The sequence below is a fragment of the Haemophilus influenzae genome, from assembly GCF_019703545.1.
Taxonomy (GTDB): Bacteria; Pseudomonadota; Gammaproteobacteria; order Enterobacterales; family Pasteurellaceae; genus Haemophilus; species Haemophilus influenzae_E.
Window position 1 is genome coordinate 1,417,414 of record NZ_AP018771.1, and the last position, 26,440, is coordinate 1,443,853.

Here is a 26,440-nt window from a genome sequence, read left to right on the forward strand (position 1 = left end):
AGGTTGTTATTCACTAATAAATCGACCGCTTGCCAACCTTCAGGAAGGGTATTTAGAGCGTTAATTGTGACTTGTTCATCACGAATATCAAAGGCAAGCGGTAGAAAATTATTGCCCAATTGTGAATGGATTTCTGCCAATCGATCTGCACGCCTACCCGTGCCAATCACTTTATAGCCTGTTTCGATTAATTTTTTACAGATCGCCAAGCCAAAGCCTGCGGTTGCACCTGTAACTAATGCAGTAGTAGTTTTCATTTTTTCTCCTAAATCTTGAGCTTATTTGTACTATTAAAGTAGTACAAATAAGTTTTGATTGCAAGCAATTTCATTTTAATTTTAAAAATGTCATTAAATGAATTAATTTAACAATATCGCAAACGTTTGCTTGATGGTATAATCTGCTCAGTTTTTATTTCAATTGATCGAGGTTAATCGTGAGCAACACACAACTGAGCTATAAAGATGCTGGCGTTGATATTCACGCTGGAAATGAATTAGTCGAACGTATCAAAGCCGATGTAAAACGCACTAACCGCTCTGAAGTCATGGGTGGATTAGGTGGTTTCGGCGCATTATGTGCTTTACCAACCAAATATAAAGAGCCAATTTTAGTTTCTGGTACAGATGGCGTTGGCACAAAATTACGCCTTGCGATTGACTTGAAAAAACACGATACCATTGGTCAGGATTTAGTGGCAATGTGTGTAAACGACTTAATCGTACAAGGGGCAGAACCGCTTTTCTTCTTAGATTACTATGCTACAGGGAAATTAGACGTTGATGTGGCAGCAAGTGTGATCAAAGGTATTGCAGACGGTTGCGAAATGTCTGGCTGTGCGTTAGTGGGTGGCGAAACCGCCGAAATGCCAGGAATGTATCACGAAGGCGACTATGATTTGGCGGGTTTCTGCGTAGGCGTGGTAGAAAAATCAGAGATTATTGACGGCACAGCAGTGAAAACAGGCGACACGCTTATCGCACTCGGCTCAAGCGGTGCACACTCAAACGGTTATTCGTTAATTCGTAAAGTGCTTGAAGTAAGTGGTGCAAATCCAACGGATTTATTAGAAGGTAAACCACTTAGCGAACACTTTTTAGCACCAACCAAAATCTATGTAAAATCGATTTTACAGTTGATCAAGCAGACCGAAGTTCACGCCATTGCTCACTTAACAGGTGGTGGTTTCTGGGAAAATATCCCGCGTGTATTGCCTAACAATACCAAAGCAGTGATTGATGAATCAAGCTGGCAATGGCCTGCGATCTTCAACTGGTTACAAGAAAAAGGCAACATCAGCCGTTATGAAATGTATCGCACCTTCAACTGTGGCGTAGGTATGGTAATTGCATTACCAGAAAAAGAGGTTGAAACCGCTCTTACATTACTTGAACAAGCAGGCGAAAAAGCGTGGGTTATCGGCAAAATTGAACATCTTGGCGAAGGCGAAGCACAGGTTGAGATTCAATAATAAAATCTTAAATTTAAATTCAGCCCTTTTGGGCTGATTTCTATAAGGAAGAAAATGAAAAAAATTGCCGTCCTTATTTCTGGTCAAGGAACAAATTTACAAACTATTATTGATGCCTGCCATTTAGGCGATATTCCCGCCAAAATTGCTTGTGTGGTAAGTAACAAAGCTGATGCTTACGGCTTAGTTCGAGCCAAACAAGCACAGATTCCGCAAGCGGTCTTTCTTCGCAAAAATTTTTCCAATAACCTAGAAATGGACGACGCCATTGGCGATTATTTGCAAAGCCTAGCCGTAGATTTGATCGTCCTTGCTGGTTATATGAAAATTCTTACCCCAAAATTTACCCAACGTTTTGCAGGGAAAATTTTAAATATCCATCCTTCTCTTCTTCCTAAATACGCAGGCTTAAACACCTACCAACGTGCGATTGAAGCAGGCGACAATGAACACGGCACAACCGTTCATTTTGTCAATGAAGAAGTAGATGGTGGTGCGATTGTCTTACAAGCAAAAGTGCCAATCTTCCCTGAAGATAGCATCAAAGAAGTGGAAGCTAGAACCCGTGAGCAAGAATACCAAATTTATCCGCTTGTGATTAAATGGTTTACCGAAGGGCGGTTAAGACTTAAAGATAATTTGGCATATTTAGATGGGAAAGCTCTGCCAAAATCTGGATATGCAAATGAATAACTTAGAATTTAGACAGACTATTTCTGTATTTTTTATTTAATTAGGATGTAAAAGTGCGGTGAAATTTTACCGCACTTTTAAAATTAGTGATGATGGTGTTCTGGTTTTGGAGGTAGTTTAGCTAATCCTTTACCAACCGGTAAAATTAATGTGCTATAGCTTGCAGATTGCTGACAAATTTGTTGATCTGCAAATGGTGTTTTATGAATAACTTTAATTTTCCAAATACCATCAATTAATGGAATGATATTCACACGTCCTTGACTATCTGTTTTACCTGAAAAACCTTGTGGTTCACGATGACCTGTACTTGCTTCAAGATCTTTCACGATAATAGTATCAGCGGTTGCGATGACAGTTTCGCCTGCTAATGGCTGATCTTGGTAGAAAATTTGAACAGGGAACGGTTCGCCTGATTTCGCTTTGCTAGGATCACGCAAAGGAACAATTTCCAGTGGTAAACCAACTCTTGTCATTGCCATTTCTGCATTTAATGGCTTTTTCCCTACAGTAATAAGACTTTTACCAAACATTTGAGTTTGTTCACAATAAGTGGGATTTTCTAATCCTTTCAAATTATCCATTTTCCAACCTTCAGCATTTTGTGACCAAAAAGTTGGTTTATAAGTGGCTGTTATCCAATAAGAACCATCAGACAATGCTTTCTCTGATTGATATTGATAGTTTTCGCCTTTTTGGATTAAGGTTTGTTTTTCTCCATTTTGATGAATAATTTCCATTGGTGCAAAAATTTTTAAGCGTGCTTCAGGAATTTTTTCTACATAAGGGTAATCCCCATAAGCTAATTCTGCTTTTAATACAGAACCAGATGCCAATTTTGCAGGTGCTTGAACCCAAACTTCATGAGCTTGCGCTGCACCAGCTAAAACCAATAAACTTGCAATTAATGTTTTTTTCATATATTTCCTTAATAAGAATGGGGGAGTTAAAAAATGAGTGCAAAATACTAAATGAAAATAGCTATCATTTAAATAGCTATTTAAATAAAATTTTAAGATTTGTGATCGAGATCACAAAATGAAAAATACCATAAGAAATAGTATAAAAATGCCCTAAATACAAAATATTTAGGGCGTCTTATAAATTGAGGAAAATGTTTTAATCGTCTTTTTTCGATGGTTTAATGCCTAATAAATTACAACTTAATTTACTAATTACATGTTCTGCAGTATTGCCTAATAATGCGGCAGATAAACCTGTGCGTCCCACTGTGCCTAAAATCACTAATTCAGCTTCAATTTCTTTCGCCACTTCAGGAATAACTTCCTCTGGGAAACCTTCGCGTACGTGAGTATGATCTTCATCAATCCCAAACTTCTGACGTAACGCTTTCATATTAATGAGATGCTGACCTCGAATACCGTTTTCATAACCTGAAGTATTAAATTCAGGCAAATCAATCGCCATATTAATTGGCGCGGAAGGGTAGGCTGCCACCAAATGGACATTACCACGATTTAGATTTTCCGCGAGTGAAATACCAGTTTCTACCAGCTCTTGATTAAATTCATCTTGATATTCTTGTTCTCCAGATACATTAACAGCCACAAGAATACGGCGTTGATGTTTCCAATCGCCATCACGAACCATTAAGACAGGAATAGGGCATTTACGAAGAAGTTGCCAATCAATGGGAGTAAAGATTAGAGACGTAAGTTTTTCTTCGTCTTTGGTATATTTTACGACTAGATCGTAATTATTATTTTCTACTTCTTCGTTAATTGCATCAGCTTCATTGCTATTCCACACAATATGAGATTGTAATTCAATTTCTGGATTTGCATATTTATCTAAGTAATATTGAACAGCGTGACGGTGTTTTTCTATTACTTGTTGATGCATTTCTGAACGTTCTTCAGAAGAAAGTAAAGCTGACATTTCATAAGATAAATCATAGACTGATAAAAGTGCGGTGATTTTTACCTTAGTTTCATTTTTTTGTTCTTCAACTAAACGCACTGCACGAGCTAGGGCGTACTGTTTTTCATTACTGGGATTAAGTACAACGAGAATATTTTTAAATTTCATAATAGCCTCCAAAATTGAGGCATAGGATAAAAAAGAATAGCAAAAATGGCAAGGTACAAGATTAATTTGGATAAATTTATTTTTATCAAGCACAAAAAGGCGTGATATTCACGCCTTAAATTTATTTAACTAATGTAATTTTTGTTTTATTCGTACCAGTTAATTCAATTAAACCATTTAAATCATTGATTGTAATATATTTGCCTTGTACGCTAATCACGCCGAGTTTTTGAAAGCGACCTAATAAGCGGCTGATGGTTTCTACTGTTAAACCTAGATAATTACCAATATCGCCACGTGTCATTGTTAAACGAAATTCTTTTGCTGAAAAACCTCGAGCAGAATAGCGTTTAGAAAGATTATGAATAAAAGCAGCCAAACGTTCTTCTGCATTCATTTTAGATAGCAATAAAATCATCTCTTGATCACTTTTAATTTCACTGCTCATCAAACGTAAAATTTGCTGGCGTAGTTTTGGCATTTTTCCTGCCAAATCATCTAAAATATCAAAAGGAATTTCACATACCATAGCCGTTTCTAGAGCTTGCGCAAAACTAGGGTGTTGCATTTGAGTAATGGCATCAAAACCAACTAGGTCACCGGGCAAATGAAATGAAGTAATTTGTTCTTCGCCAGATTCACTAATCGTATAGCTTTTTATTGTGCCTGAACGAATAGCATAAATTGAATTGAGAGAATCTCCTGCTTTAAACAATACTTGAGACTTTTGAATCGGTTTTTTTCTCTCTATGATATTATCAAGCTGATCTAATTCTTGTTCATTTAAGGTAAAAGGAATACAAAGCTGACTAATACTGCAATCCTGACAATGAATCGCACAACCGCCTGATTGAATTTTGCGCCCTGATTGAGCTCCTGCAACGAAATTTTTCATGTACGCCTCAAATATTGAAAAAAAATAGTGTAAAATTGATCTAACGCAAATATTCTACCACTAATTAGTCAGATTAAGAAGAGTAAAGCATTATGGCAGCTGAAAAATTAACAAAAAAACGTTTAGCTCAAATTTTAATTATGTTGTGCATTTTAATTATTGCATTTGTTTGGCGATATTTTTAGAAAACAGAAAATTCTTGCTTATTTTTAAAACAAATGGATTATTTCCAATAAATTTTGCTTGTCACATTCTTATATATACGTATAATTCAACCCCATTAAGCCTGGGTGGCGAAATTGGTAGACGCAGCGGATTCAAAATCCGCCGTTGAATAAACGTGTCGGTTCGAGTCCGACCCTAGGCACCACATACAAACCCTTGACCGTTGGTCAGGGGTTTTTCTTTTATGCATTTCAACCAGTAAAATCAATACGTTACGTTCACATCAGCCATAAACCCCTCATTAATTCCAACCTCAAATATTGCCATTTTTTAAGTATTTTTATGCATCGATTACGCCAATGCAACATTCCGAAAACTCAAAAAACTTGCCGAGCGAGAATATTTGCATTTTCACGACACACGGCGTGAGGCATTAACTAGACTATCTAAAAAAGTAGATGTGATGACATTAGCCAAAATATCTGGGCACAGAGATATTTCGATTTTACAAAATGTCTATTATGCCCCTGATATGGCGGAGGTGGCGGAATTACTTGATTAGCTAATACGTTTAGCATTGATCCGCCCCCAACGAACAACTTCGCCTGCGATATAGCGTGGGCGAGAATTTTGTTAATCGACCGTAACGGGGTTGGGAAAATTAGGCAGTTTTGAAATAATCTTGGCAACGGTTTGATAGTGTCGCCCAAAATATATTGCGATATCCTCAAGCGTAATTAAATTTTGGCTTTTTTCAGTCAAATTGGATAACGCTGCCATTCTTGCCGCATTCACAATTTCCTCTTCGGCTTTCTGCGAAAGTTTAATTGGTTCCATATTTCCTCCAATAAAAAATCGCCCATAAGAGCGGTGGTTTGTTAATATTGTTGTGTCTGTTCGGTGTGACAGATTTTGCCGTCACAGTCTTGATTAAAGTTTAGGGCGTGTGCCATATACACCACAAATGCACACACGAGCGTAATGATTAATTTGTTCATTTTCTGTTCCTTTTGTCGGATTTTAGGTGTGAGAATCCGCCGCAGGCTAAAAAAAGTGCGGTCAGATTTTGTGGTGTTTTATTGGGCGATGAGGTTTTTCGCTCTTTCCCAGTTAATTTGATTAGACGCTTTAAATGGTGCAATTAATTTCTGAGTTCTTTGCCCATATCGAGGGTGATGTGATATTCCTTGCGTGGGCGTCCATTGGTGCGTTCGGTAATGACGAGGTAGTCTTCATCTTGGATGAATCCATATTCGTTGATGCGGTTTTTGATCCAGTCATTGTAACGAGTTTGTATTTCTAGGAATGCGTGAAGTTCACGAGCGTTGCAAAGTTGAACAGGTTGATTTTGGATTAATCCGTTAAAAACAGGGATAAGATTTAAATGTGTCATTTTGTGATTCTCTTAAGTAAGTTTTAAAACTCATCACGAACCACTGCGAATAGTTGGTGATGAACTGAACGAGGTTCGCAGTACCGTACTTAAGAGCAAAACGGCGGATCTTTCGATCCCCTCATTCAGCTCATCATTGGACTTTTTCGGAAATTTCCGAAAAAGGTAGATTTGCTGTTTTACGGCTATAAAAAAAGACGCTTGAGCGTCTATCTTTTCACCGCTCCAAGTTATTCAGAAACTGCGACATTCCCGACTTTCTGTTGAAAGTGAGGGTATCTTAATCCGAAGTGAGGGCGGTGTCAAATAAAAAGCCCCGAATTTTCGGGGCGGATTTTTATGATTGATTTTTTGCTTTTTGGTAAGCTAAACGTGAAGCAAGCATAGCTTGACGTTTAAGTTCTTTTGCACTGGGTTTAGTTTCTGCCATTGCTTACTCCTTATAGTTTGGGGTTTTGATAATAAAACAATCAGAGTTTTCGCCTAGTTGCCCGATTGGTTGAAAGTCTATCATAAGTGGATGGCGATTGTCGCACATTTTTTGATACATTCGGCTCAATGAGGGGCGTTCAGCAATGAAAAAATAACATTCAGGCTGGTAAATTGAATAGTGCTTATAGAGCAATGTTTCAAGTTGTTCTTTTAAATGCTGAATATCGGTTTTCTTTAGCTGATGATTGATTGGTGGAGCGTATAGATCGATACTTGGTTCGGTGCTTTCGTAGTATTCTTTTACGCCAAATTTGACACTGTATGTTTTACGATTTTTTAATAGCGGCACTAAGCGTTCATCTAAAGAAAAGAGGCTTTCAATCACATCATTATCCGATGAGAAATCAATAATATAATCAACATTTGCTACACGAAATTCAGCAAATTGATGAGGAATTGAATGATATTCAGATTCAATAAATAATTCTGTCATATTCCACGCTTTGGGTATAAAAAAACCTCTAAAAGAGGCTGTTGAAAGTAGTACTATCCTAATTCGAAGCAGGAGCGGTGTCAAATATTTAAAAAAGACCGCACTTTTCAGGCGGTCAGTGGAGTAGTGCAATCAGTCTTTGCTGATTTTGTCTAGAATAAGGTGCCTTTCTTTATGCTTGTAAGGCTCAAGCCCTTATTGTTACCACAACACATAAGGAATATAATTTTCTCCAACCACAACACGAACAAGGAGAAATTATGGCTAATTTAATTCTTACCTATGATTTAAGAAATCAACGTGATTACAAATCATTAATTGAGGCAATTAAATCCTACGGAACTTATGCGAAGCTATTTGAATCGGTCTGGTATATTCGTTCAAGAACACATACGGCCGAGCAATGTCGGGATTATTTGCTTCAATTTATAGATAATGATGATCGTCTTGGCGTATTTGATTGCTCAAATAATGACTTTGCAACTATGAGAGCGTTAAATAAAGTTAGCAACCTATGGTCTAACTAACACGTAAACTTCACCAGTTTTATTATCAATTAGCTCTTCTTTTGTTTGGGCGTCACTAAATCGATTTATATAAGAAATTGCTTGGCATGCTCGCTCCTCTAAGCCAGGATGATAAGCACCGTTTTCAATCGCTTTCAAAATACAAGCGCGAATATGTTCTTTTTGAATTTCAGTTATGGTGTTGCTGGTAACACTGCCAGCCTCTGAATAGCGTTTTTCTTCCATTTTTAACCTCGTTTGTTTTATGTTTGCCATTTCAAAACACACTTCATCTATCATTCGCAACGGTTTCACATGCCGTTGTGTCTCTGTACTAGCAAATGTGTTTTGAAATATCCACATTGGGATATTCGCCTGCTTGAGCTCCACTTTCGGCAACTGCACCGTTTTTCACTGGCTTTGCATGGGCAGACTTTAAAACTCACTCTTAACTAAGTAGGTTAGGGCTTTCAATCTAACGACCGCTTAGCACCGTTGGGCTTCCGTCTGCGCTTCCGCCGAGTGAGTTTCTTTAACCAAATTGTTTAAAATTTGTGATGAAAGTCACTGACTTACATAAACTTTTTAGCTATTCTTGTAATCAACCTTGATACTTTCGATAGCGGATTTTCTGGGATGTGAATCTCAAATTTTAATTCGCCGTCATAAATAGCTTGGGACATTGCCTTTATTTTTTCTTTGGCTTCTTCCGGGTTATTTGCGTAAACATCGCATGCCCATTTGGTGCCTTGGAAGTAATAATGGAATAAATACTTTTTCATTGAGGAACCCCTTATGAAATTTGAAACTTATATGGACTCTCGCATTGAATGGCGATGGCGTCTAAAAGCGGATAACGGTAAAATCATTGCAGATAGCGGGGAAGGCTATAAAAACTACACTGATTGTTTACACGCTATTGACTTAGTTAAATCAACTAACCAATCAACTAAGGTTGAAACGGTTTAATTAACAAAGCTCCGAAAGGGGCTTTTTTCATCACAAATTTTTAAAGAGCATTGAGATTGTGTATCTCGTTTTGATGGGGTTATTACCACACTTTGAAATAATATAATCGACACAAATTGTGATTTTTTATCTAAAAAATTTCATAATGTGATTATATTGTTGATTTCTAAAGAAATAAATTTTTGAAAATGGCGTTTAATTGCTTGTTTTTTAATCAGTAGATGAGCAAGAATAGAAAAGTGCGGTTGATTTTTGAGGTGCTTTTGTGAGTGTAAGCAAGTTTTAGTTGTAATTAAGCAAGTATGATGAGGGTGGATTTTTAGAGAGTTGCAGTAAATTGAGATGGAGATAAGCAAGATTTGGCGAATTTAAGCAAGGTAGATTTGAGTAATAAAAAACCGCCAGAAGAGGCGGTTTATTGTGGTTGATATGTCTCCGACATTAATGTCGGAGACATCAGATGAGGCGGCGTTAGTGCACGGTTTAAAGGTTAGATTGCTTTGGCGAAATTAATAATTTGTTTATCTTCATTCCAGCTAATGTGTTGTAACTTGAAGTGATCAAATGTTCGCTTAATTGTGTCGAGAATATTAGCTTTATGTGCTGTGTTTGGTGTATCAAGCGCAAATAAAATATTCTCTCTTTTAATAAATCCTTCTTGCTCTGCGCGATTAATTTTCGCTACCCAACTATCACAATGTTCAATCATGCTCGGACTTTCAACCTGATCGAATGCAAGAGGTTTTACCGCTTTTAAAATATGTTTATCTTGTTGGTTTTTCAATGCCAAAGGAAGGGCAAATTTAGCAAAATCACCATTCACCATATATTGTTTGTATTGTGCAAGAACACTGTCGTTTTCTTGTCTAAACAAGGTTTTGTAATGTTTCAAAATCACTTGTTCTTGGCTTTCTGTTTTTACTCCAGCATTTTGGATAAATTGCGTATATAGCTTGTTAAAATAATCTTGCGGATCATCCACCATACCTACCGCAGCATTGCTATATTGAACAATACCTTCTTTTACATCAATGTAATGGTGAAAAAAAGTCGCTATATCCTGCGCACTTCCGTTAAATGGCTGATTAACGACATATTGTAATTCATCATTAATCGTTTCGCGGACAGTTTCAAACATTTTGCTTTTATAGAAAAAATCATTCACGCGCTTGTTATTTTTAGGTACAAGTTGATAAGTGAGTTTTTTCTTTTCGGGCTCGCACATCAATAAGCCAACATTGACGAACTCGCCTGTTTCAAAGTACGGACGATACCTCACAAAGCTGTATAAAATAGGTTGTTTCATTCTATGTTGTCCCAGTAATTTTCTTGTGTTATTCGGTTTAAAAGTGCTTTTATTCGGTTGATTTGGTGCTCAATTTTGTGAAATTCTTCGTCTCCAACAAACCAATCATCAGGAATGGACTGATAAATATTTCCTGTGCCGACTTGTGATGCGGTTCTGTCAGAATTTAAAATCCAACGATCAAACATATAGAGTAATTTTTGTTCTGGTTCCGATAAAAATGCAGGATTTTTGACTTGAACGGTTTTGGCAATTTTGGCATTTACCACAAATGATGATACGAATGCTATTCCTTTGGGCAAGTCTTGTCGCCACTCCGAAGAAACGTATTGGGTTGATTCCGGCGTTATTTCAACAAAATCAATACTTGGGCACGGGAGCCCTATTTCATGAGCCAGTGTTGAGCCTATGACTTCCGCTAATAATTGACTGGTTGGCATCATAGACAATGTTTTTATGATAAACCAATTCTCTTTATCTGTTTGACAAATAAAGGGACGGGTTATCCCCATTTCCATTCTTTCTCTGATAAATATGATTTTATCCATTCTCTTATCCAATAATACTTCCTCTACCGTTCCCATTACAACCCATTAAACCCACATTCTCACTCCACGCTATAACGTTTCTACACGCTCTCTTGCCACACCAATAATGCGGATCTCTTGGTTGAGCGAGCTTAATGTTGGGAACATAGGATTAAGCGGAACAAGCTCAAAGTGCGGTATGCCTTCTGGTGTTTTCGTGCCAAGCTCTTTGTATTGTTTAAATGTCGCCTCGTTGTCGCCATTAATTGCTGCCACGAATTTTCCTGGCGTTGGCACAATATCAGGATCGATTAAAACCAGATCGCCCTCGTTGAATCGGGGGAGCATAGATTTCCCTTCAATTCGTAGATAAAAGGAATTTTCAGAGGCGATGGCAGTGCTTGGGATCATCTCGTAACCGTCAAATCCTTCGAGCGATCTAATATCAGTCCATAGTCCTGCTTGGATTGGGCTTAATAATGGATAACGACAAATTGACTCTTTGATCTCGCTTATGTTTGAATCGAAGGCTAAAACCTCAGGCAGGATATTAAGTGCTTTACTTATGATAGATATATCTTCTAGGTCAGGCGTTCTATTGCCTTTTTCATAATTAGCAATTCTCGGTTGTCCCCAACGCGCATTCTCACTTTTGGTATCAATATTATTACATCTCTCAGCTAATTCCTTTTGACTGATTTTTAACTGTTCTCGATACGCTTTTATTCTTTCGCCAAGTGTAGCCATTTAATTTCTCCTTCTTTTAGTTCAAATAATAACACGTTACGTTATATTTAGATAATTTCAATTTGTGATTGATAGAAATTCCATTATGTGATTAAATAGATTATATAAAATCACAAAAGGAAATTTATCAATGAATAACCTTTCACAGATTCGAGGACAGCTTGGGATTACTCAGCGACAACTAGCCAACCATATCGGATGGAGCCAACCACGAATTGCTAATTATGAGACTGGATTACGTTCTCCATCGTTAAGTGTTGCTCAGAAGATTGTTCAAACTCTGAACTCACTTGGAGCAAAAGTTTGTATCGAGGATGTATTTCCGTCTCAAAGCTAATTTACCAACAGGAATACGCAATGGCACGCAATAAATTAACGCGATCCGCAAGAGTGCTTTCTGATCAGGTTATCGAAAAATATTACAAGCAAAAGCAATACGAGGTGGCGGAAGGTATGGAAACCACGCCTAGCACACTGAGTCGTTTTATTAGTAATGAAGAGTTTACTCAGACATTTAACTTTATCGCCGCTTGTCAATTTGGTGTTTTTGATACGGATACGCACATTGCGATTGAGAAAAGTGAATTTGAAATGTTACTCCTTGCGTCACAAGGCTTTGATAAGCGGTTACGTGAGAAGTATTTGGGTAAATAAAAAAGCCACGAGGAGATTTCGTGGCTAATTCATTAAGGAATATACAGATGAATAAATTATTAACGATGACGAAAGAAAACGCAAGTACTTTGACAATGAGTAGTCGGGAAATTGCGGAGTTGTGCGAGAAGCGTCACGATAACGTATTGAAATTAGTACGTGAATTGATTGAAAGGGGTCTCCTAAAAAATACGACACCCCATTCCTACATTCATCCGCAGAATAATCAACGTTATTTTGAATTTTTTTCAGATAAGCGAGACACCCTTGTAATTGTCGCTCGCTTATCGCCTGAATTTACCGCCGCTGTGGTCGATCGCTGGCAAGCGTTGGAAAATCAACAAAAACCAAACGCACTTATTCCGCAATCTTTTTCTGAGGCGTTGATGTTAGCTGCTCAGTTACAAGCAGAAAAAGAGCGTAATGCGCCTAAAGTCGCTTTTGTCGATCACTATGTGGAAGTGGGGACGAGTAAATCATTTCGTGAGACGGCGAAGATTTTAAAAATACCTGAGCGTGCATTGGTCAATCGCTTGGTGGAAGATAAATATTTGTATCGTCAATCAGGCGTGCTTTTGCCTTATCAATCGGCTCACACGAAAGATCTTTTTACGGTTAAAACAGGCACCGCTGAACACGGTCACAATTACACTCAGACGCGTGTAACAAGCAAAGGCATTGAATTTATCGCGTCACGTTATGCTTCGGAGTTGATGCTATGAGTATGCGATTAATGGTTCAAGCAATGAATTGTAAAGTTGGTAATCCTGCTAGAAAACTTGTGCTTTTAAAACTCGCTGATAATGCCAATGATGATGGAATTTGTTTCCCAAGTTATCAATACACTGCCGATAAATGCGAGATGACCCGACGTAGTGCAATCAATCACATTGAATATTTAATCAAAATGGGATTAGTAAGCAAAAAAGAACGTAAAAATAAAGATGGTTCCATCTCAAATTTATACTTTTTACACCTTGAACAAGGTAGTGAAAATTTTGCACTGGGTGGTGAAAATATTTCACTAGGTAGTGAAAATTTTGCACTAGGGGGTAGTGAAAATATTTCACCCATAACCAGTCACTCTTTAGAACCAGTCAATGAACCTAAAAAAACTACGCAAAAAAGCGAATCCGAAATGTTGCTTGAGCGGTTTGGCATAACAGGACAGCTTGCTAAAGATTTTATTGCGCATCGTAAAACTAAGCGAGGGGCAATTAGCGAAACGCAACTTAGCCGTTTGCAAAAACAAGCGGACAAAGCAGGAATTTCGATTTGTGAAGTGGTGGAGATTTGCATCGAACGCAACTGGCAGGGATTTAACGCATCTTGGGATTGGCGTGATGAGAAACTGCGACCAAATTCACCGCACTTAGGGCAATCACACCCCAATAAACCCAAATTTGACGATACGCAGACAGGCTGGTCTGCAGGAATGAATTTCACAGTGGACGGTACGCAATGGAAAATTCCATAACACAAGACCAAATTAACACGCTCCCGCCAGAATGTGCACAGTGTGCGGAAGAGACGATTAACTGGCTCTTTCAAGAGCTTAAATCGATTTTTCTTGGTTGGCGTGCAGCCTTTGAAACCGAAGCGGATTATCTTTCTGCTAAAAAAACTTGGTTGCGTGTGTTGGTACGAGAAAAAATTACGAGACCTCAGTTGGAGAATGGGATTTGTGAAGCGGAAAAATCGCTTGATAAATTTTTACCTAGCGTAGGGTTGTTTGTGTTTTGGTGCAAAGCCTATGACTATCACGCACTGGGCTTACCGAATGAAGCGGAATTATACCAACGTTATAACACTTTCTTAGGCTATGCCCGATTCAATCGGGATGAATTTCAATATCGTTCAAAAGTGGAATTTTGGTTGCTTAAAAATCTGTACGAAAAGTGCAAGAAAAAATCGGAAGAGGACACGTTGAAAGCTATTCCGAAATTACTCACAAAAGCGGCAGAAAAAGTGCGGTCGAATTTTCCTTTTGAGGATATTCCGAAAATGATTCCAACAAAGCCACGTTTTTACGATAAAGCGAAGGCTGATAAGGCACGCGATAGCTTGATGGCAATGATGAAAGGGAAAGGGGCATTGCAATGACAAGCTATAAATGCCCAAAGTGCGGTGCGGAATTAGAGGATTTTTATACGCCAGATTATTTTATATCGAGCAGCGAATGGGATGACGATCGTTTTCGTTGTAACGGTCACTTAATTGAGCCGATACCGTTTCCGCAGGTAAGCAAATACAGCGCAGTAAATCGAACAAAATCTTGCGGTTATTTTGGGTTGGAAGATTTAGGCGTGGAGTACAAAGAATGAGTATTGCGATGTTATTTAAGCGTTGGGAATGATGTGATGAGCCAATACAAACCTTTCTTTTTACGCGATCAACGCATTAAAAATAATTGCTTGGATTTAATCAAAGAGCTGCCAACAGACGATAAAAAGCCGTTGGTAGTCAAAATCCAACCAATAACACGAAACCTTGAGCAAAACGCCAAGTTTCACGCTATGTGCCAAGATGTTGCAAATCAGGCTGAATTTATGGGGCGTAAGCTCACAATGGAGCAATGGAAGGTATTGTTTATTTCGGGTCACGCAATCGCCACAAACCAAAAAGCAGATGTTGTGCCAGGTCTTGAGGGGGAATTTGTGAATATCCGTGAAAGTTCGGCTCAAATGAGCGTGAGCAGAATGGCGAGCCTTATCGAGTATGTGACCAGTTGGGGCGTGCAAAATGGCGTGAGATTTAACGATAGATGGGGATTTAAATGAAACGCTTAAACGATGATGAGATTTTGGAGTTAAAAATTGTACTTTTGATTGCGGCAGTTTGGGTTATTTTTAATATGGTATTTGGCTAATGGCGAAAGAGTATAAATGCAAAGTTTGCGGCAAAGCGTTTGTAAAAACCTTTAGCTCGACACAGAAAGTTTGCTCGCCTGAATGTGCGATTAAATTAGCCCGAGATAATGCGAAAAAAGCGCAAGAACGAGCAGAGAAGAAAAAGCAAAGGGAACGTAAGGCTAAATTAAAAAGTCGTTCAGAATGGCTGAAAGAAGCGCAGGCGGCATTTAATAAATTTATCCGATTACGGGATAAAGACCAACCTTGTATCAGTTGCGGTCGCTATCATCAAGGTAAATATGATGCTGGGCATTATCGGAGTGTTGGGGCTTGCCCGGAATTAAGATTTTGCGAAATTAACTGTTTTAAGCAGTGCGTACCATGCAATCAGCATAAAAGCGGTAATGTCATTGAGTATCGAATTAACCTTGTGAAGCGTATCGGTGAAGATAAGGTAGCTTGGTTAGAACGGCAAGACCACGAACCGAAGAAATACACCATTGAAGATTGCAAGGCGATGATTAAGTATTACAAGGCAAAAATTAAGGAGCAGGAAGGAGAGTAGAATGTCGTATAGCGTTGAGAGAGTGTTGGTAAAGTGGGGTAATTGCTGGGGTAGAGACAGAATTGGCACAGAATACCCAAGCACCACAATTTCTATTCCTGTTTTACCTACCGTGCGCAAGGCTCACATTCCATTCTTAACTGATGACGAATGCTTAAAAATTGAGGAGCAGATTATGAACCTTCATAAGGATAGTTTGCTGCAATACCAAATTTTAATGGCACTATACGTTCAGCAAGCAAATGAACGAGATATTTGTACCGCACTTCATATTTCCCCTGCTTATATGTATCGTGAGCGTGTTAAGGGCGTAAGATTCCTAAAAGGTGCATTTACTGGGGCGAAGATTAAGTTCATGTTTTTAGGGTAGGGAAGTGCGGTCGATTTTGACCGCATTTTTCTTACATTCATTCTTGATTTGTGTGTATTTGTGTATTATAATTCGTTTTGATTAAGACAAAGGAGGATGCATGCACTCAGGTGACTTAATCAAGGAACTTAAAGCAAATGGTTGTTATTTTGTTAGGCATGGAAAAGGTGATCATCAAATTTGGTTCTCGCCGAAAACTGGAAAACGATTTCCAGTTCCGCACCCAAAACAAGATTTAGCAATCGGAACTTTAAAATCCATTAAAAAATCGGCAGGGCTTTAAGCTCTGCCGAGCTTAGTAGGAGGAGTATTAAATGATTTTTACCGTAGGTGTTGAAACCCCAGAAAATGAAAACCAAGCATACGGAATGATTGTCCCTGCACTTTGCCAATTAGATTATGGTTGTTTTAGCGGTGCTGATGATGTCGATGATTTATTACCAATGGTAACAGAAGCCATTACAATGATGCTTGAAGCGATGGTTGAAGATGGTTTTGATCTTACCACGCTAAAGGATAAAGGCGTAACACACTATAAAGCCGATCCTGAATATGCTGATTTTGATACTTGGCTTTTAGTTGATGTCGATATTTCAGAATACTTAGGTAAGAAACAGCGTATTAATGTATCTTTACCTGAATATTTATTAATGCGCATTGATCGCCGTGTTGCAGCAATGGGTAACTACTATAAAGATCGTAGCCATTTCTTAGCAAATGCGGCGCACCGCGAATTGCATGCGCATTCAGATAAAGAAATGTAATCTCTGACTACCCTTGACAATCTCCTATTTCAAGGGTAGTTCTTTTATTTATAGTTTTTCTCCATCGCTAAAATCCCTTCCGTTACAATCGCCGTTTTAGATTTGCCTGTTTTCTCGGAAAGTTCAGCAAGCAGCTTGGGCTTTCTAAAACTTTCCGTAAATATTTCCCAGACCCTCTTACAGCGAAGAAATATGAGCGCAAACCTGAACTTATTGCCAATCGTATTTATGCTAATCGTTTGGGTAATGGCGATGAGCAAAGCGGAGATGGTTGGAAGTATCGTGGTCGTGGACTGATTCAGATTACAGGTAAGGATAATTATGCCGCGTTTAGAAAATGGTTAGGTAGAGATATTGAGCCAGACGATGTGGCAAGTAATTTAGACTTATCTGTTAAAACTGCCATCTGGTATTGGAAATGCTGCGAATTGGCTGATCTTAATTCTGTCGAAAAAGTCACGCGAAGAATTAATGGTGGACTAAATGGCATTGATGAGTGTTGCAAGCTCTATCGAGCATTAATGGTAACGGATAATGACTAAGTACATTTACATGGCGTTAGCGGGTGTTGTCGTGGTTTTGATTGGCGCATTGCGTTACCAGTCTGGCGTTATAGATGAGTTGGAAATAACGACAAAGCAACAAGAAAATACTATCCAGCAACAAGAAGATGCTAACAAATCATTAAGTCTTGCGTTACAACAAGAGCGTTATGCCATTATTGAGCAACAAGAGCGTAATAATGAGATAGAAAGGATAGCAACAGAAAATGCTGAATCAGTTAAAACAATCATTAAGACTCAACCTTGCGCTCACACTCGTTTGCCTCAGTCTGTTCTTGACCGCTTGCACAAAGAAAATCACGACTAAAGCAGAATATATTTACCCGCCTCAAGCCTATACTGCACCTTGTGTCAAAACAGCATTTACTGGGGAAACATACGGCGATGTCGTCATACAGCTTGTTAAGGTAACCGCAGAGCGAGATAAGTGCGCAAGCCAAGTAGATCATCTCAATAAGTGGATTAATCAAGCAAAAGGCGGCAAATAGGGCTTATAAGTTTTATTCAAGTATTTTAAGGATTTTCTATGTCAGACGTGAAAGGAAAATCTACGTCTGGTCGTGGATTAACACCTAAACAAGAAAAATTTTGCCAGCTTTATATTGAGCTGGGGAATGCCAGTGAAGCATATCGGCAGAGTTATGATTGCCAAGATATGAAGTCCGAAAGTATAAACCGATTGGCTAAAAAAGAATTAGATAAGATCAAGATTAGATCAAGGGTTGATGTGCTTCAACAAGAGCACCGACAACGCCATAATCTTACCCTAGATAATATCATTGCGGACTTGCAAGAGTATCGTGATATTTGTATGGGAAGAAAGCCACTTACTATTACCACTGTGGTAAAAAATGCTCAAGAAGGAACGGCACAAAGCGTTAATACCGAATGTTTCGTTTTTGAACCGACAGGTGCAAATAAAGCCCTTGAATTGCTTGGTAAGCATTTAGGGATGTTTACCAATAAAGTTGATGTAACAACCGATGGCAAGCCATTACCTACTGTGATTAATGTGACATTTAGCGATGAGCCAGCTTAATATTCAATTTCCTACGAAATTCCGACCGCTCTTTGAATCTATTTGGCGGTTTATTATTTTCTACGGTGGGCGAGGTTCAGGTAAAAGTTTTAGTATCGCTAGAGCATTAGTATTGCGAGCCTATCAATCGCCTGTTCGAGTTTTGTGTTGCCGTGAAATTCAGAAATCGATTTCTGATTCGGTTATTCAGATGTTGGCAGACCAAGTTGAAATGTTAGGTCTGCAAGATTTTTTCGATGTTCAGAAAACGCAAATTATCGGGCAAAACGGTTCACGCTTCACGTTTGCGGGGCTGAAAACTAACATTACTTCGATTAAGTCGATGACGGGCATTGATGTAGTTTGGGTAGAAGAAGGCGAGAATGTTTCAAAAGAAAGTTGGGATATATTGATTCCAACAATTCGTGAAGACGGTTCGCAGATTATTGTGAGCTTTAACCCGAAGAATATTCTTGATGATACCTATCAGCGTTTTGTGATTCATCCGCCTGAGCGGTGTAAATCGGTCTTAGTGAATTGGCAAGACAACCCATATTTTCCGAAAGAATTAATGGAAGATATGGAGCAGATGCGTGAGCGTGATTACGAGCTTTATCGTCACGTTTATGAGGGCGAGCCTGTGGCTGATTCCGATTTAGCCATTATTAAGCCTGTATGGATTGAATCTGCGGTGGATGCGCATCTCAAACTTGGTTTTACTACTAAAGGAATGAAGAAGGTTGGTTTTGATGTGGCAGATGAGGGGGCAGATGCGAACGCGAATGCCTTTGTTCACGGTTCTGTGGTGCTTGGTGTTGAAGTTTGGAAGAATGGCGATGTAATTGATTCCGCCAACCGAACAAATCAAAGTGCGGTCAAATTTAAAGCTGATTTGATTATATTCGATAGTATTGGCGTGGGGGCAGGAGTAAAAGCTCACTTTAAACGCTTGCCAAAATCTTTACAAGTGGAAGGATTTAATGCTGGTGGTGCAGTTGCTTATCCTGAGCGTGAATATATCAAAGACAAAAAGAATCAAGATATGTTTTCGAATATTAAAGCCCAATCTTGGTGGGCGTTGCGAGATAGATTCTATAAAACCTATCGAGCAGTAAAGTATGGGGATGTTTATCCTGACGATGAACTGATAAGCCTATCGAGCAAAATCAAAGAGCTTGAGTATTTGAAAGCAGAATTATCACGTCCTCGTGTTGATTATGACAATAACGGGCGGGTAAAGGTTGAAAGCAAAAAGGATATGAAAAAACGTGGCATACCTTCTCCAAATATGGCGGATGCTTTAGTTATGTGCTACGCCCCGACAAAACCTAAATCACTACTGGATTTATAAGATGAATATTTTAGATGGCATCAAATCACTTGCGCTAAAGTTAGGTAGCAAACAAGACCAGACATATTATGCTCGTGGGCTTAGTTTAACGGATGACTTAATGCAAATCGAAGCATTATGGCGTGATAACTGGATTGCAAATAAGGTTTGTATTAAACGTTCGGAAGATATGGTGCGTAATTGGCGTGATATTTTCTCGAATGACTTGAAATCTGAACAGCTAGACGAGTTCACTAAGCTCGAGCGCAGATTAAAACTGCGTGAGACATTAACTAAAGCGTTGCAATGGTCTAGTTTGTATGGGGCGGTGGGTTTATTACTTGTCACTGACACAATTAACATCACTTCGCCATTGCAGCCTACAGAACGATTAAAGCGGTTGATTATCTTACCTAAATGGAAAATCTCACCGACAGGACAACGAGATGACGATGTATTTTCGCCAAACTTTGGTCGATACAGTGAATATACCATTACTGGCGGCACACAATCTGTTTTAGTGCATCATTCACGTTTATTAATTATCAATGCCAATGACGCACCTTTATCTGATAACGATATTTGGGGTGTATCAGACCTTGAAAAGATTATTGATGTACTTAAACGCTTTGATAGTGCCTCAGCGAATGTCGGCGACCTTATTTTTGAAAGTAAAATCGATATTTTCAAAATTGCAGGGTTATCTGACAAGATTTCAGCAGGCTTAGAAAATGATGTGGCTCATGTCATTTCAGCGGTGCAGTCGATTAAATCAGTAACGAATAGTTTGTTGCTTGATGCGGAAAATGAGTACGACCGAAAAGAGCTATCTTTTGGTGGGTTAAAAGACTTACTGACAGAGTTTCGCAATGCGGTGGCAGGTGCGGCAGATATGCCAGTCACCATTTTGTTTGGGCAATCTGTTTCGGGATTGGCAAGTGGAGATGAGGATATTCAAAACTATCACGAATCTATTCATCGATTACAAGAGACAAGATTGCATCCTGTGCTTGAAGTGCTTGATACATTGCTATGCAATGAATTATTTGGTGCGCAGCCTGATGACTGGTGGTTTGAATTTTTACCATTGACGGTGGTTAAACAAGAACAACAAGTCAATATGCTTAATACCTTTGCTACAGCGGCAAATACGTTAATTCAAAATGGCGTAGTAAATGAATATCAAGTAGCAAACGAACTCCGAGAAAGTGGTTTATTTGCTAATATCTCTGCTGATGACATTGAGGAAATGAAAAATGTTAATGAATTTGCCGGAAATTTTGAAGAGCCAGAAAACACGGAAGATGCGCAAGTTCAAGCCAGTGAAGATGAGCAAGAGAACGGAGCTTTGGTATAGACAACAGCTTAAACAGTTCGTCAAAACGATGACCGATGATGTAGAAAGAGCTATGCAACAACCGCAAGGCTCTTTTTTTATGGATGATGCGAAAGGGTTCCAGGCGATTAGTGCGAAAGCGCTGATGAAAGTATTAGAAAAGTACGAAAAATCTGACCGCACTTCTCAAGCTGAAAATATCGCCAATGGCTTCGTTGGTCGTGGTGATGCACAAAACCATGCTGAAGTATCAACCAATTTGAAAAACCAAACTGGCATCGATTTATCCGCTTATTTACGCAATAGTCCAAATATTGCTGAAAGAGTGAATGCATTGACCGCTGATAATATCCAGTTAATCAAGTCTATTCGCTCGCAATATCTTGATAAAGTGCAAAATACCGTCATGCAAGCAATGGTTCGGGGTTCTTTAAATAAAGACCTTGCAGCACAAGTAAAAGACTTAGGTAAAACAACCGAAAAACGAGCGATGTTTATTGCTCAAGACCAGTCCTCAAAATTAAATGCCGCCTTAACGCAAGCGAGACATGAAGAGGTTGGTATAAAAAAATACATGTAGTCAACATCGGGTGATGAGCGTGTGCGAGAAAGCCATGCGGAAAAAGATGGGCAGATATTCGAATATGCCAATCCGCCTGCCGATACTGGTCACCCTGGTCATGATGTTAATTGTCGATGCGTTCAGATTCCAGTGCTTGATGATGTAGTTAACTTAAAATCAGAAGAAACCGAATTAAGCTACCAGGCCGCAGAACCTAATAAGACAGGGAAAATGGATCTCGATGAGTTATTTGAAAGCTCTATCGGTGGAGGTGGTAATAAGTCATTTTCTAACTTTGGTGGGGTTAATTCTGAATTAATTACGTTAGCGAAAGAGAGTATTGGTTTGGATATTACAGATTGGCAACACAGTATTGATGAATCAAGCATCCGACACATATTGAAACAACATGGAAACGAAAAAGCGGAAAATAAACGAGGGCAAAGAGCCGTTACAAAAAAAGACATTTTATTATTGCCTTTGGTTGTCTCCGCATTTGATAGCATTGAGTACACTGGGACAAGCGATTCAGGGAATGAAACGTTTTTGATTAAAAAAGAGATTGATGACGAAATATTCAGCGTGCAGGAAGTTAGGAAGAGACACAAGAAGATTGCAGTTAAAACAATGTGGATTAAAAGGAAAAAGAAAGCCACAAGCTCCGCATAGTGCTTGACTCACAAATGGCGTCTGCTTAACGTCCGAAACGTGCTATGCCCTATTGCCTGTGGCTTGGCTTATTTTATCACTCTTAAGATACTAAATTCAACTCGGCCTGAAATTGCCGAGTTTTTTATTGGGGTAAATAAATGAAATTTACAGAAAAAACAAATTGAGGACGAAGAAAAGTCTGGTAGTGAAGAAGGTAAGAGCCAAAAGGCGAACAACCAACCAAACCAAAAGAAAAAAAATCTGAACCTGAAAATAAAAAGGAAGATGACGTGGAAAAAGAAGAGCTTGAAAAAAGCCTTAAAGCTAAAGATGAAGAAATTCAACAGCTAAAAGATGCACAAGCAAAACGTGACGCAGAAGTAAAACAAGCTGCCGTGTTGGCTGATGCTAAAACTGCATTTAAAGAAGTCAATTTTGCGGATAACGCGACTGTGCGTGAAATCCAAGAAAGTGCGGTAGTTGCGCAGGGCATTTTTACTAAAGATGAGGCAGCCAAATTATCCGATGAGGAAATTTCTGGTGCATATCAAACAGCAAAAGCGGTCGTGGCGAAATTAGCGGATGAACGTAAATCACTCGGCAGTATTTTGCTTGGTGATGCGGAGTCTAAAGCTGCACCAAAAATAGATTTCAACAAAACTTACAACAGTTAGGAGAATAATGAAATGAGTTACGCTTACGAACAAGCACCTGCGCGTGCAGGCGAAGTAGGTAAACACGTCGGGCAATTTCGGGTTATTAATGGCTATCAATTACGTAAATTTTTCGGTTTCCGCAATTCGTCCAATGCACTTGGATTTAGCCAAAAAAGACTAGGTGGTGCTCAGTGGTATCGCAAACGAGACCAGCTGTCTGATTCCGTCAAATTATCCGATGATGATTATCGGTTCCTGATTAAATGCAGAATCCTTAAAAACTACCAAATAGGCACGCTACCAAACTTAATTGAGGCGTGCCTATTTATTTTCGGAGAAGGTTGTCACATTGTCGATAACTACGATATGACCGTCTCTATCTCTGTTCCAAGTGCGAACACATCTGATTTTAAGAAATTCGCAATCAATCATTTAGATATATTGCCACGCCAAGCAGGTGTGCAATATCTTTTCAACTTAACATAAGAGGTCATATATGGCATTAGTAAATACGCCAGATGAAAGCATTTTTGCATCATCTGCAAAACGAGGCGAAGTTGATAATTTCCCCGACTTATTGCGTGGATGGGGAGTTTGCCTTAAATGAAATTGCACGGGCAACGTTACAACAATATGGGATCGTGCAACTAAGCTCAGCCACTAACAGCGACAGCGAAACCGAAGCCGCAACATCAAAAGCCGTAAAAACCGCCTATGACAAAGCAGTAGAAGCCAAAACTGCCGCAGATGGAAAGGTTGGTTTAAATGGTAACGAAAGCATTAATGGCGAGAAATCCTTTGAAAATCGTATTGTGGCAAAAAGAAATATCCGTATTTCAGACAGCCAGCACTATGCTTCACACGGAGACCATTTAAATATCGGGGCAAACAATGGCGATTGCTGGTTCGAATATAAATCAAACAACCGAGAGATTGGCACACTTCGTATGCACGCTAACGGCGATTTAACCTACAAACGCCAAAAAATCTACCTAAAAATGGATTTCTGGCAGGCTATCCACAAACGGAAATTGAAAGTTTTTACCGACAAGAGAAAGAAGCGTTAGCGTGGCAGGCGGATAATTCAACAGAACCCCCCAATGCTCACACAAATCGCCCAAAATAGTGGTGTGCCGTTTGAAATATTGGTAGAAAAAGTGATTGAGAAATCCGCCCAGTTTGCTGTCGTGATTGGCATCATTATCGGACAACGTCAAGCATTTGAAGACCGCTTACTGACATTTAAAACCCCCGAAGAATTAACCGCACTTGAACAGGAGATTGAACAATGGCAATTCCCAACATAAAGAGAAAGACCCTAGGCACCATAAAAATAAAACTAGCCGTTTTTTATACATAATTAAAATGTATTAATGATCGTGTAGAGCTTAATTTTACAATATTTTCCATTAATTATTTCTTTATTATTTGCACATCATTTTTGTTCCTCGTAGAATACGAGCAACCTTACCTTTAAAGTGCGGTGAAATTTTACCGCACTTTTCTTACAGTAAACTATCCTGAGAGATAAACGAGTATGTATCAATTATTCCGTCACGGCATTTTCCAAATGGATGCTGAAAAGGCTCATAATTTCACGATTCAATGCTTGAAATTAGCCAGTAATCCTTTATTTCAACCGATCTTAAAATCTATTATTCATGCTCCCAACGGCTTTCCGAAAACGGTAATGGGTGTGAATTTTCCTAATCCCATTGGATTGGCAGCTGGGGCGGATAAAAATGGCGAGGCGATTGATGGCTTTGGTGCATTGGGTTTCGGTTTTCTTGAAGTAGGAACTGTCACGCCCATTGCACAAGATGGGAATGCAAAGCCACGCCAGTTTCGCTTGATTGAAGCTGAAGGTATTATTAACCGTAATGGCTTTAATAATAATGGTATTGACTATCTTATAGAAAATGTGAAAAACGCTCGTTATCAAGGCGTGATTGGCATCAATATTGGTAAGAATAAATTTACGCCTTTGGAACAAGGCAAAGATGATTATATTTTCTGTTTGAACAAAGCCTATAACTACGCAGGTTACATTACGGTGAATATTTCATCCCCCAATACACCAGATTTACGTCAGTTACAATATGGTGATTATTTCGATGACTTATTGCGAAGCATCAAGGATCGTCAGGCTATTTTGGCAAACCAATACAATAAATATGTGCCGATTGCGGTAAAAATTGCACCAGATTTAACCGAAAGTGAATTAGTGCAAATTGCGGATACATTGGTTCGTCACAAAATGGATGGCGTTATTGCAACGAATACTACAATTTCTCGTGATACTGTGATGGGGATGAAAAATGCGGAACAGCAAGGCGGATTAAGTGGAAAGCCGTTACAGCATAAAAGTACAGAGGTTATTAAGCGATTACATCAAGAACTGAAAGGTCAGATTCCGATTATTGGTAGCGGTGGCATTGATGGGTTGCAAAATGCACAAGAGAAAATTGAGGCTGGCGCCGAGTTGTTGCAAGTTTATTCAGGATTGATTTATCACGGTCCAAAATTAGTAAAAGAATTAGTAAAAAATATTAAATAATGACAAAAAAATACGACTTACATTGTCACAGCTCCGCATCAGATGGAGTGTTGAGTCCAACTGAATTAGTGCATCGTGCTTATGCGCAAGGCGTGAACGTGCTTGCATTATGCGATCACGATACGATTGCGGGTATTGATGAAGCTGAGATTGCAGCGAAAGAAGTAGGCATTGAATTGATTACTGGAGTAGAAATCTCGACAAATTGGGAAGGGCGAGGGATCCATATTGTAGGATTAAACTTCGATAAAACTCATCCAAAAATGACCGCACTTTTGCAAAGTCAAAAAGCATTACGGGAAAAAAGAGCGGTGGAAATTGGCGATAAATTAGAAAAAGCAGGGATTCCTAATGCTTATGAAGGTGCGAAAGCCTTAGCTGATGGTGAAGTTACACGTGCTCATTACGCACGTTATTTGGTGCAGATTGGTAAGGTATCTAATGATGGTCAGGCCTTTAAACGCTATTTAGGGCAAGGAAAATCGGCATTTGTTAAAGCTGAATGGGCTGATATTCCCACAGCGATTGAGACAATCCATGCCGCAGGCGGTATAGCTATTATTGCACATCCATTACGTTATAACATGACGGGGAAATGGGTGCGTAAGCTGATAGTCGATTTTAAGGCTTGGGGCGGTGATGGCATGGAAATGGCGGATTGTGGTCAGACAAAAGATCAGCGTCAAATGCTTGCTCGTTGGGCAAAAGAATTTGATCTGCAGGGATCCGTTGGTTCAGATTTTCATTTCCCTTGTGGTTGGGTTGAGTTAGGAAAAAATTTAGATTTAGTTGATAGCGTTATCCCAGTTTGGGAAAAATTTTAGTCAGATAGAGAATGTTCAAATAATAAATACCTGTTTCCTTGATAATAATTTATTCGGAAACAGGTATTTTTTATGGTGCAAAATATAAAAAA

Annotated in this window: 37 protein-coding genes, 1 tRNA gene and 6 pseudogenes; 31 read left to right on the forward strand and 13 right to left on the reverse strand. The window is 38.9% G+C overall.

Annotated features, from left to right (window positions below; genetic code table 11):
* Window positions 1–5 precede the first annotated feature (5 nt).
* Window positions 6–257: pseudogene (locus tag K6J66_RS07080) on the reverse strand (SDR family NAD(P)-dependent oxidoreductase); the annotation flags it as partial.
* Between the two features lie 179 nt (window positions 258–436).
* Here K6J66_RS07080 and purM point away from each other — a divergent pair.
* Window positions 437–1,471: a phosphoribosylformylglycinamidine cyclo-ligase gene (purM, locus tag K6J66_RS07085; RefSeq protein ID WP_038439814.1), complete on the forward strand. Its 1,035-nt coding sequence runs from the start codon at window positions 437–439 to the stop codon at window positions 1,469–1,471.
* Window positions 1,472–1,525: 54 nt separating this feature from the next.
* Entirely contained in the window at window positions 1,526–2,164 is a 639-nt protein-coding gene (gene purN / locus K6J66_RS07090) for a phosphoribosylglycinamide formyltransferase (protein ID WP_038439815.1), read from the forward strand.
* An 83-nt stretch (window positions 2,165–2,247) separates the two neighbouring features.
* On the opposite strand, the gene K6J66_RS07095 is transcribed toward purN, so the two are convergent.
* From K6J66_RS07095 to fnr, 3 genes are all read right to left on the reverse strand, one after another.
* Window positions 2,248–3,084: a DUF4198 domain-containing protein gene (locus K6J66_RS07095; RefSeq protein WP_038439816.1), complete on the reverse strand. Its 837-nt coding sequence runs from the start codon at window positions 3,082–3,084 to the stop codon at window positions 2,248–2,250.
* A gap of 199 nt (window positions 3,085–3,283) precedes the next feature.
* Window positions 3,284–4,213 carry a universal stress protein UspE gene (gene uspE, locus K6J66_RS07100; RefSeq protein ID WP_005656626.1) on the reverse strand — a complete coding sequence of 310 codons (930 nt, stop codon included), beginning with the start codon at window positions 4,211–4,213 and terminating at the stop codon, window positions 3,284–3,286.
* Window positions 4,214–4,334: 121 nt separating this feature from the next.
* Window positions 4,335–5,108, reverse strand: coding sequence for a fumarate/nitrate reduction transcriptional regulator Fnr (fnr, locus tag K6J66_RS07105; protein ID WP_005650484.1), 774 nt, complete (start codon window positions 5,106–5,108; stop codon window positions 4,335–4,337).
* A gap of 284 nt (window positions 5,109–5,392) precedes the next feature.
* Here fnr and K6J66_RS07110 point away from each other — a divergent pair.
* Window positions 5,393–5,478 (forward strand) — tRNA-Leu (locus K6J66_RS07110).
* Between the two features lie 153 nt (window positions 5,479–5,631).
* Window positions 5,632–5,835 (forward strand): annotated as a pseudogene (locus tag K6J66_RS07115) (tyrosine-type recombinase/integrase); the annotation flags it as partial.
* Window positions 5,836–5,906: 71 nt separating this feature from the next.
* On the opposite strand, the gene K6J66_RS07120 reads toward K6J66_RS07115, so the two are convergent.
* The 4 genes from K6J66_RS07120 to K6J66_RS07135 form a co-directional block, all read right to left on the reverse strand.
* Entirely contained in the window at window positions 5,907–6,110 is a 204-nt protein-coding gene (locus K6J66_RS07120) for a hypothetical protein (RefSeq protein ID WP_005650488.1), read from the reverse strand.
* 304 nt (window positions 6,111–6,414) lie between these two features.
* Window positions 6,415–6,666 (reverse strand): phage antirepressor Ant, encoded by a 252-nt coding sequence (locus tag K6J66_RS07125; RefSeq protein ID WP_005650489.1) that lies wholly within the window; start codon window positions 6,664–6,666, stop codon window positions 6,415–6,417.
* A 337-nt stretch (window positions 6,667–7,003) separates the two neighbouring features.
* On the reverse strand, window positions 7,004–7,096 hold the full coding sequence (locus tag K6J66_RS07130; protein WP_005656638.1) for a hypothetical protein: 93 nt from the start codon (window positions 7,094–7,096) through the stop codon (window positions 7,004–7,006).
* A gap of 3 nt (window positions 7,097–7,099) precedes the next feature.
* The gene (locus K6J66_RS07135) at window positions 7,100–7,591 is read right to left on the reverse strand and encodes a hypothetical protein (RefSeq protein WP_005687155.1); all 492 of its coding nucleotides are present in this window, start codon (window positions 7,589–7,591) and stop codon (window positions 7,100–7,102) included.
* Window positions 7,592–7,851: 260 nt separating this feature from the next.
* On the opposite strand from K6J66_RS07135, the gene K6J66_RS07140 reads away from it, so the two are divergent.
* The gene (locus K6J66_RS07140) at window positions 7,852–8,118 is read left to right on the forward strand and encodes a hypothetical protein (protein WP_005687157.1); all 267 of its coding nucleotides are present in this window, start codon (window positions 7,852–7,854) and stop codon (window positions 8,116–8,118) included.
* On the opposite strand, the gene K6J66_RS07145 is transcribed toward K6J66_RS07140, so the two are convergent.
* Together K6J66_RS07145 and K6J66_RS07150 are read right to left on the reverse strand one after the other, a co-directional pair.
* On the reverse strand, window positions 8,104–8,502 hold the full coding sequence (locus K6J66_RS07145) for a hypothetical protein (RefSeq protein WP_080281386.1): 399 nt from the start codon (window positions 8,500–8,502) through the stop codon (window positions 8,104–8,106). The two genes, K6J66_RS07140 and K6J66_RS07145, sit on opposite strands and share 15 nt — an antisense overlap.
* Window positions 8,503–8,669: 167 nt before the next feature.
* A complete protein-coding gene (locus K6J66_RS07150) occupies window positions 8,670–8,879 on the reverse strand; it encodes a hypothetical protein (RefSeq protein WP_038439818.1) in 210 nt (69 codons plus the stop codon).
* 13 nt (window positions 8,880–8,892) lie between these two features.
* Here K6J66_RS07150 and K6J66_RS07155 point away from each other — a divergent pair, with 13 nt between their 5' ends.
* Window positions 8,893–9,066, forward strand: a complete 174-nt coding sequence (locus K6J66_RS07155) for a YegP family protein (protein ID WP_080281387.1) — start codon at window positions 8,893–8,895, stop codon at window positions 9,064–9,066.
* Window positions 9,067–9,556: 490 nt separating this feature from the next.
* Here the strand turns inward: K6J66_RS07155 and K6J66_RS07160 are convergent, their stop codons facing one another.
* The 3 genes from K6J66_RS07160 to K6J66_RS07170 are packed head-to-tail and all read right to left on the reverse strand — an operon-like array spanning window position 9,557 to window position 11,646.
* Window positions 9,557–10,372 (reverse strand): DUF3037 domain-containing protein, encoded by an 816-nt coding sequence (locus K6J66_RS07160; protein ID WP_005656648.1) that lies wholly within the window; start codon window positions 10,370–10,372, stop codon window positions 9,557–9,559.
* Window positions 10,369–10,956, reverse strand: a complete 588-nt coding sequence (locus tag K6J66_RS07165) for a HipA family kinase (protein ID WP_080281388.1) — start codon at window positions 10,954–10,956, stop codon at window positions 10,369–10,371. The genes K6J66_RS07160 and K6J66_RS07165 overlap by 4 nt, the downstream gene beginning before the upstream one ends.
* 33 nt (window positions 10,957–10,989) lie before the next feature.
* A complete protein-coding gene (locus K6J66_RS07170) occupies window positions 10,990–11,646 on the reverse strand; it encodes a LexA family protein (RefSeq protein WP_038439820.1) in 657 nt (218 codons plus the stop codon).
* Between the two features lie 130 nt (window positions 11,647–11,776).
* Here K6J66_RS07170 and K6J66_RS07175 point away from each other — a divergent pair, with 130 nt between their 5' ends.
* The 25 genes and pseudogenes from K6J66_RS07175 (at window position 11,777) to rnm (ending at window position 26,348) form a co-directional block, all read left to right on the forward strand.
* Window positions 11,777–11,983: a helix-turn-helix transcriptional regulator gene (locus tag K6J66_RS07175; RefSeq protein ID WP_005662314.1), complete on the forward strand. Its 207-nt coding sequence runs from the start codon at window positions 11,777–11,779 to the stop codon at window positions 11,981–11,983.
* Between the two features lie 20 nt (window positions 11,984–12,003).
* Window positions 12,004–12,300 (forward strand): hypothetical protein, encoded by a 297-nt coding sequence (locus tag K6J66_RS07180; protein ID WP_005662312.1) that lies wholly within the window; start codon window positions 12,004–12,006, stop codon window positions 12,298–12,300.
* A 47-nt stretch (window positions 12,301–12,347) separates the two neighbouring features.
* A complete protein-coding gene (locus K6J66_RS07185) occupies window positions 12,348–13,022 on the forward strand; it encodes a phage antirepressor KilAC domain-containing protein (RefSeq protein ID WP_038439821.1) in 675 nt (224 codons plus the stop codon).
* Window positions 13,019–13,777, forward strand: coding sequence for a helix-turn-helix domain-containing protein (locus K6J66_RS07190; RefSeq protein WP_038439822.1), 759 nt, complete (start codon window positions 13,019–13,021; stop codon window positions 13,775–13,777). The genes K6J66_RS07185 and K6J66_RS07190 overlap by 4 nt, the downstream gene beginning before the upstream one ends.
* Complete coding sequence (locus tag K6J66_RS07195) at window positions 13,762–14,403, forward strand: replication protein P (protein WP_038439823.1); 642 nt, start codon at window positions 13,762–13,764, stop codon at window positions 14,401–14,403. The genes K6J66_RS07190 and K6J66_RS07195 overlap by 16 nt, the downstream gene beginning before the upstream one ends.
* Window positions 14,400–14,624 carry a hypothetical protein gene (locus tag K6J66_RS07200; RefSeq protein WP_005633909.1) on the forward strand — a complete coding sequence of 75 codons (225 nt, stop codon included), beginning with the start codon at window positions 14,400–14,402 and terminating at the stop codon, window positions 14,622–14,624. Before K6J66_RS07195 ends, K6J66_RS07200 begins: the two co-directional genes overlap by 4 nt.
* 36 nt (window positions 14,625–14,660) lie before the next feature.
* Entirely contained in the window at window positions 14,661–15,080 is a 420-nt protein-coding gene (locus K6J66_RS07205) for a recombination protein NinB (RefSeq protein ID WP_005656663.1), read from the forward strand.
* 88 nt (window positions 15,081–15,168) lie between these two features.
* A complete protein-coding gene (locus K6J66_RS07210) occupies window positions 15,169–15,717 on the forward strand; it encodes a recombination protein NinG (RefSeq protein WP_006996393.1) in 549 nt (182 codons plus the stop codon).
* Between the two features lies 1 nt (window position 15,718).
* Complete coding sequence (locus K6J66_RS07215; RefSeq protein WP_006996392.1) at window positions 15,719–16,087, forward strand: antiterminator Q family protein; 369 nt, start codon at window positions 15,719–15,721, stop codon at window positions 16,085–16,087.
* A gap of 100 nt (window positions 16,088–16,187) precedes the next feature.
* Window positions 16,188–16,370 carry a type II toxin-antitoxin system HicA family toxin gene (locus K6J66_RS07220; protein WP_005653907.1) on the forward strand — a complete coding sequence of 61 codons (183 nt, stop codon included), beginning with the start codon at window positions 16,188–16,190 and terminating at the stop codon, window positions 16,368–16,370.
* Window positions 16,371–16,401: 31 nt separating this feature from the next.
* A complete protein-coding gene (locus K6J66_RS07225) occupies window positions 16,402–16,851 on the forward strand; it encodes a type II toxin-antitoxin system HicB family antitoxin (RefSeq protein ID WP_038439825.1) in 450 nt (149 codons plus the stop codon).
* Between the two features lie 134 nt (window positions 16,852–16,985).
* Window positions 16,986–17,393, forward strand: a pseudogene (locus K6J66_RS07230) (glycoside hydrolase family 19 protein); the annotation flags it as partial.
* On the forward strand, window positions 17,386–17,721 hold the full coding sequence (locus tag K6J66_RS07235; RefSeq protein WP_038439826.1) for a DUF2570 family protein: 336 nt from the start codon (window positions 17,386–17,388) through the stop codon (window positions 17,719–17,721). The pseudogene K6J66_RS07230 and the gene K6J66_RS07235, both read left to right, overlap by 8 nt.
* Window positions 17,621–17,902: an Rz1-like lysis system protein LysC gene (lysC, locus tag K6J66_RS07240; RefSeq protein WP_038439827.1), complete on the forward strand. Its 282-nt coding sequence runs from the start codon at window positions 17,621–17,623 to the stop codon at window positions 17,900–17,902. Before K6J66_RS07235 ends, lysC begins: the two co-directional genes overlap by 101 nt.
* Window positions 17,903–17,940: 38 nt before the next feature.
* Window positions 17,941–18,453: a terminase small subunit gene (locus K6J66_RS07245; RefSeq protein ID WP_011272619.1), complete on the forward strand. Its 513-nt coding sequence runs from the start codon at window positions 17,941–17,943 to the stop codon at window positions 18,451–18,453.
* Window positions 18,440–19,783 (forward strand): PBSX family phage terminase large subunit, encoded by a 1,344-nt coding sequence (locus K6J66_RS07250; protein ID WP_005650545.1) that lies wholly within the window; start codon window positions 18,440–18,442, stop codon window positions 19,781–19,783. The genes K6J66_RS07245 and K6J66_RS07250 overlap by 14 nt, the downstream gene beginning before the upstream one ends.
* A 1-nt stretch (window position 19,784) precedes the next feature.
* Complete coding sequence (locus tag K6J66_RS07255) at window positions 19,785–21,119, forward strand: DUF1073 domain-containing protein (protein ID WP_038439829.1); 1,335 nt, start codon at window positions 19,785–19,787, stop codon at window positions 21,117–21,119.
* 124 nt (window positions 21,120–21,243) lie between these two features.
* Window positions 21,244–21,795, forward strand: a pseudogene (locus K6J66_RS09675) (phage head morphogenesis protein); the annotation flags it as partial.
* A gap of 96 nt (window positions 21,796–21,891) precedes the next feature.
* Window positions 21,892–22,329, forward strand: coding sequence for a PBECR3 domain-containing polyvalent protein (locus tag K6J66_RS07265; RefSeq protein WP_038440248.1), 438 nt, complete (start codon window positions 21,892–21,894; stop codon window positions 22,327–22,329).
* 272 nt (window positions 22,330–22,601) lie between these two features.
* On the forward strand, window positions 22,602–22,985 hold the full coding sequence (locus K6J66_RS07270; RefSeq protein WP_038439831.1) for a hypothetical protein: 384 nt from the start codon (window positions 22,602–22,604) through the stop codon (window positions 22,983–22,985).
* Window positions 22,986–22,997: 12 nt separating this feature from the next.
* On the forward strand, window positions 22,998–23,453 hold the full coding sequence (locus tag K6J66_RS07275) for a baseplate wedge 1 family protein (RefSeq protein WP_038439832.1): 456 nt from the start codon (window positions 22,998–23,000) through the stop codon (window positions 23,451–23,453).
* 143 nt (window positions 23,454–23,596) lie between these two features.
* Window positions 23,597–23,959, forward strand: a pseudogene (locus K6J66_RS07280) (phage tail protein); the annotation flags it as partial.
* A 2-nt stretch (window positions 23,960–23,961) separates the two neighbouring features.
* A pseudogene (locus K6J66_RS07285) lies at window positions 23,962–24,274 on the forward strand (hypothetical protein); the annotation flags it as partial.
* A gap of 230 nt (window positions 24,275–24,504) precedes the next feature.
* Window positions 24,505–25,524 (forward strand): quinone-dependent dihydroorotate dehydrogenase, encoded by a 1,020-nt coding sequence (pyrD, locus tag K6J66_RS07290; RefSeq protein WP_038439836.1) that lies wholly within the window; start codon window positions 24,505–24,507, stop codon window positions 25,522–25,524.
* On the forward strand, window positions 25,524–26,348 hold the full coding sequence (gene rnm, locus K6J66_RS07295; RefSeq protein ID WP_038439837.1) for an RNase RNM: 825 nt from the start codon (window positions 25,524–25,526) through the stop codon (window positions 26,346–26,348). Before pyrD ends, rnm begins: the two co-directional genes overlap by 1 nt.
* Window positions 26,349–26,440: the final 92 nt, after the last annotated feature.